Origin of the sequence: Burkholderia sp. Ac-20392 (assembly GCF_017104585.1) — a bacterium.
Taxonomy (GTDB): domain Bacteria; phylum Pseudomonadota; class Gammaproteobacteria; order Burkholderiales; family Burkholderiaceae; genus Burkholderia; species Burkholderia lata.
The window spans coordinates 1-5,061 of the sequence record NZ_JAAGPB010000540.1; the positions used below are offsets into that span (position 1 = coordinate 1).

At 68.0% G+C, this 5,061-nt stretch carries 7 protein-coding genes; 6 read left to right on the plus strand and 1 reads right to left on the minus strand.

What is annotated here, in order from left to right:
- Nucleotides 1–395, minus strand: a 395-nt coding sequence (locus G3N99_RS34000; RefSeq protein ID WP_206124559.1) for an ATP-binding cassette domain-containing protein, incomplete at its 3' end; no start/stop codon positions are given.
- A 533-nt stretch (nucleotides 396–928) separates the two neighbouring features.
- Here G3N99_RS34000 and G3N99_RS34005 point away from each other — a divergent pair.
- The 6 genes from G3N99_RS34005 to G3N99_RS34030 form a co-directional block, all read left to right on the plus strand.
- Nucleotides 929–1,225, plus strand: a complete 297-nt coding sequence (locus tag G3N99_RS34005; RefSeq protein WP_241011997.1) for a hypothetical protein — start codon at nucleotides 929–931, stop codon at nucleotides 1,223–1,225.
- Nucleotides 1,222–1,593: a hotdog fold domain-containing protein gene (locus tag G3N99_RS34010; protein WP_174943524.1), complete on the plus strand. Its 372-nt coding sequence runs from the start codon at nucleotides 1,222–1,224 to the stop codon at nucleotides 1,591–1,593. Before G3N99_RS34005 ends, G3N99_RS34010 begins: the two co-directional genes overlap by 4 nt.
- On the plus strand, nucleotides 1,590–2,318 hold the full coding sequence (locus G3N99_RS34015) for an SDR family oxidoreductase (protein ID WP_174943521.1): 729 nt from the start codon (nucleotides 1,590–1,592) through the stop codon (nucleotides 2,316–2,318). Before G3N99_RS34010 ends, G3N99_RS34015 begins: the two co-directional genes overlap by 4 nt.
- 25 nt (nucleotides 2,319–2,343) lie before the next feature.
- Nucleotides 2,344–2,700, plus strand: a complete 357-nt coding sequence (locus tag G3N99_RS34020) for an acyl carrier protein (protein WP_206124561.1) — start codon at nucleotides 2,344–2,346, stop codon at nucleotides 2,698–2,700.
- A 95-nt stretch (nucleotides 2,701–2,795) separates the two neighbouring features.
- Nucleotides 2,796–3,893, plus strand: a complete 1,098-nt coding sequence (locus tag G3N99_RS34025; protein WP_174947179.1) for a beta-ketoacyl synthase N-terminal-like domain-containing protein — start codon at nucleotides 2,796–2,798, stop codon at nucleotides 3,891–3,893.
- Nucleotides 3,890–5,061, plus strand: a 1,172-nt coding sequence (locus G3N99_RS34030) for a beta-ketoacyl-[acyl-carrier-protein] synthase family protein (protein ID WP_206124562.1), incomplete at its 3' end; no start/stop codon positions are given. The genes G3N99_RS34025 and G3N99_RS34030, both read left to right, overlap by 4 nt.

Consider the following 5,061-nt stretch of genomic DNA (forward strand, 5'->3'; position numbering starts at 1 on the left):
TTGCCGACGGCGTCGAGCAGCGCGAGCACCCGTTCGCGTCGCCGCGCGCGGGCGACGCCCAGCAGCGTCAGCGGATATTCGACGTTCTCGAACGCGCTGAACACGGGCAGCAGGTTGAACGACTGGAACACGAAGCCGACGTGGCGTGCGCGGAAATCGGCCAGCGCATTCTCGCGCATCGCGTCGATTCGCTGGCCCGCGACCGTGATGGCGCCATGCGTCGGGCGATCGATGCCGCCAAGCAGGTTGAGCAACGTCGTCTTGCCGCTGCCGGACGGTCCCGACAGTACCGTGAAGCGGTTCGCGAGAATTTCGAGCGACGCGTCGTCGGCCGCCGCGACCGCGAGCGGTCCGGTTCCATAGGTTTTCGTGACATGACTCAAGCTGGCCGCCAACACGGACACCTCCCAAGGTATTCGATCGATGTCGCCACCTTAGCGGCAACCGCGCGTCCGCATGACGCAGTGCGACGAACGGCGGAACGCGCGGACGAACGGCATTCCTTCCCGACGAACGGCGGCCGTCGGCGGAGGCTGTCGCGCACCGGCGCGGCGAGCGGGTCGCGGCTCGCCGGCGACTGTCCCCCCGCGTTGCATTCCATCGGCTCCATGCGCGGTTCGTCGCCCGTTTCTGCAATTGGTCGCACGATCGTTTCTTCCGGCGACGAATCGATACACTCGCAGCCGATCAGCATTTGATCCGCACGACATCGGCCGACGTGAGAGCGGTCACCGGGGTGCGAGAAGCCGAAACATAGACATAACAAGGCATAAAAATGAGCGACTCCAGGTTTGAGAGGGGGAGCGAGACGGCGCGGCCTGGCTTTCTTGCCCTTTGTCGAGTATTCCGGGATCCATCCGATCCCGCGCGTTTCGCGGGCGATGCCGATCCGCGGCGATATCGCGACTGGTCGAGCGCACAGCCGGCGTTGCTCGTCATCGAGGCGCTGCATCAGTTCGCGGTCAAGGCGTCGCGCACGATGCACGGCGCGCCGGCGCTGATGGTGCCGGCGCAGTTGCGCGAGCTGACGCTGCACCGCGTCGACGGCTATCCGCGGCTGGCGCTGGCCGGCACGGTCGCGAAGCACGGGGACGGATACCGGGTCGACGTGTCGGCGCGCAATGCCGATGCCAATATGTATCCGGCCGTCGCGTCGGGTACCGTGTTCGTCGCGCTGATGCCGGCCCGCGTGCCCGCGTTCGCCGCGCCGGGAGAACGGCCATGATGCCGGCCACCGCGACGGCGGCGGCCATGATCACCGGCGAACAGTTCGGCGTGATCGACGTGGCGAACACCGCACCGCTCTTCGACGAGCACTTCGAGCAGTTTCCCGTGCTGCCCGGTTCGTTCAGCCTCAGCCTGGCGATCGCGATGCTGTTCGACGCGCTCGGCATCGCGGCGAACCGGCCGGCCCCGGCACTCACGCTCCGTAAGGTCAGTTTCATCTGCCCGGTACGGCCGGGCGAACGCCTGACCGCGCGCCTGCGGCGCCTGCAGCAGGACGGGCCGCGCACCACCGCGCACGTCGAGCTGCGCAACGCGAAGGGCCAGGGCGTGATGGACGGCATCCTCAGCTGGGAGCACGACGCATGACGAAGCTCGCCATCGTCACGGGCGGCACCCGCGGCATCGGACGCGCGATCGTCGACGCGTTGATCGCCGACGGCCACACCGTCTACTTCACCTACCGATCGAATCCCGAGCTGGCCGAGGCACTGGAGCGCACGTACGACGGTGCGGCGCGCGCTTTCCGGGTCGACGGCGGCGACTGGGATGCCGTGCAGGCGTTCGCCGACCACGTGAACGCGGAAGCGGCCGTCGACGTGCTCGTGAACAACGCGGGCATCAACGATGACGCGCTGCTGATCGGCAGCCCGTTCGCCCGCTACTGGGAGGCGTTGCGGATCAACCTCGGCGCGACGATGGCGTTCTGCCATGCGTTCGGCGACGGGATGCAGTCGCGCCGGCGCGGCGCGATCGTCAACGTCTCGTCGATCGCCGCGCGCAAGCCGAAGGCCGGCAACGGTGCATACGGCGCGTCGAAAGCGGGGATCGAGCGTTTCACGAAGACGCTCGCGCTCGAGATGGCGCGCTTCGGCGTGCGCGTCAACGCGGTCGCGCCGGGGTTCGTGCGCTCCGACCTGTTCGAGCGCTTTCTCGCGTCGCAGGACGCGGCGGCGTTCTATCGCCAGATTCCGATGCGGAAGATCCTCGAGCCCGACCAGGTCGCGCGCACGGTCCTGCTGCTCGCGAACGGCTCGCTCGCAACGACCGGCAGCGTCATCGATCTCGGCAATGGCGAAAACATCAGTGGCTGACCCAGTGACTCAAGGAGAGTGGACCATGAAGGAAGACATCAAGAACATCGTCGCGCAAATCCTCTATCTGAGCGGCCCCGAGCAGGTGACCGATACCGCGTCGCTGTTCCGCGAGCTGAACATGAGCTCGATCGACTACGTCGACCTGTGCTACGAGCTCAAGGACAAGGTGGACAACCGCATCAGCCTCGAAAACCTGTGGCCGTTCAACCGGATGCTGCTTGATCCGCAATGCCACACGGGCACCGAGTGGACCGACGCCGGCTGGCAGCAGGTGTGCGACGTGATGAGCTGGAACGGCCACGAGAAATGCAGCCTGCAGGATCTCTACGAGCACTTCTCGGTGAACTACATCGAGCACCGCATCGCGCAGTTCAACTGACCCGGGCGTTCCGCCCGCGTCGCAGGAACGCCGCACCGTGCGGCGCGGCATCGCGCGCCCGCCCGGTTTTCGACTCACGTGAATGGGGACTTGCCATGTCGTACATCACCGGCCTCGGCATCGCGACGGCCGCTTTTCCCGACACCGCGTCGCTGCTGGACGTCGACTTCGCCGCGCGCGCGCCGCTCGCGCCGGCCGCGAAGCCCGGCGACTACGTGCGCGCCAACCTGCCGTTTCCGCTCGTGCAGCGCATGGCGCGCGAGGATCGTTCGCTGCTGAACCCGAGTTCGCGTCTCGCGTTGCAGGTGGCCGCCGAGGCGTTCGACGCGGCATCGGCCGGCCGGCCCTACACGGACGAGGAGCGCGAGCGGTTCGCGGTGTTCACGGGTGTCGAAGGCGAGGACGCGACGATGGCCGTGCTCACTCCGCTGCACGCGCGCCACGGCCTCGACGGCTGCGGCTACTTCGGCGAGGTCAAGGCGGACCTGAATCCGCTCGACATGCTGCGCCTGCTGACCACCAACGCGCTGTACCAGATCTCGAAACTGTTCGGGCTGCGCGGCGAAGGCTATCCGCTGCAGCGGATGTCGCTGACCAGCCTGTGCGCGCTCGAGGAAGCGCACCGGCAGATCGAGGGCGGCGCGATCGACCGGGCAGTCATCGCGGCCGTCGGCGACATGACGTCGGCCGACAACGTCGCGGCGTTCGAGAAGATGGGCCTGTTGCGCACGACGTCGCACCCGGTCGGCATCGTTCCCGCGTTCGGGGCCGTCGGCGCCGTCGTCGAGCGCACGCCGCGCGACGGATGCGCGCCCTGCGCGCAGGTGCTCGACGTTCACTCGCTGTACAAGCCTGACACGTCCGTGTCGAGCGCCGACTGGTCGAAGCTGTTCGCCCGCTTTCCCGGCGAGGCCGCGCTCGGCGTGCCGCACGTCGTGCTGTACCAGAACGGCGAGCCGTCGCTGGGCAAGGCGGAGCGCAACGCCGTTCAGCAGGCATGGCCGAATGCCGTCACGCATGCGTACAAGCCGCATGTCGGCTATACGGGGCGGGCGAACAACCTGATCGACCTGGTCCTCGCGATCGCGGATCCGGCGATTCCGGTCGGCGCGCCGGTGCTGGTCAACGGCATCGGCGTGTCGTCGGGCCTCGGTGCGATCCTGGTGCGCAAACTGAGCGGGGTGGGGCGATGAAACCGCGATCGGATGGAATCGTCATCAGCGCATTCGGCGCCGTCACGCCGCTCGGCGGCAGCTATGCCGAACTGCATGCCGCGCTGCGCGAAGGCCGCTCCGGCATTCGCAGGATCGAGAAATTCGACTGCTCGACCTACACGACCCAGCACGCGGGCGTGCCCGACGAAGGCAACGAGCGCGTGCGCTGGCCTTCGGCGCGGCGGATCGGCACCGAGCAACTGTACGGCGATCTCGCTGCCGCGCGGCTGCTCGCGCAGGCGCCGTTCGTCGTGCGCGACTACGCGCCGGAGCGCATCGGCTGCCTGGTCGGCGTCGACGTGCCGGCCACCGACGTGCAGAGCGCGCTTGAACTCGTCGACAAGGTCAACGGCGACAAATCGCGTGACGCGCTGATCCGCGTGCTGGTGTCGCACATGCGCATGAGCGAATTCGTGAGCGGCGACGCGACCTCCGTGTTCGGCGCGATTCATCGCCACATTCCGTTCAGCGGCTGCGCGCTCGCGCACGTGGGCCTGTGCTCCGCATCGCTGCAGGCGATCGGGATGGGCATGCTCGCGCTGCGCCAGGGGCGGGTCGATGCGGCCATCGTCGGCGGCGTGTCCGGCAAGGTCAATCCGCTCAATCTCGCGCGGCTCGAATCGCTCGACGTGATCTCGACCGACCTGAATCTCGATCCCCGGCACCGTTCGCGGCCGTTCGACGTGCGTCGCTCGGGCTTCGTGCTCGCGGAAGGCGCGGTGCTGTTCCTGCTCGAGCGCGAATCGGCCGTGCGCGCCCGGGGCGATACGCCGCTCGCGCGCGTGGCCGGCTATGGGGCGAGCCTGGCCGCCGAGCACATCGTCATCCCGCACCTGCAGTCGCTCGAAATGCGGCTCGCGATGCAGCGCGCGCTCGACGATGCGGGATGCGCGCCGGCCGATATCGACTATGTGAACGCGCACGGCACGTCGACGGTCCTCAACGACAAGCACGAATCGGAGGCGATCCGCGCGATCTTCCCGGCGCGGCCCGCGATGCCCGTCACCGCCAACAAGTCGCAGCACGGTCATCTGATCGCGACGGCGGGCGCGATGGAAGTGCTGAACACGGCGATCGGGCTGCGGGAACGCTTCATTCCGGCGACCATCAACCTCGACGAGCAGGCGCAGGAATGCCCGGTCAACGT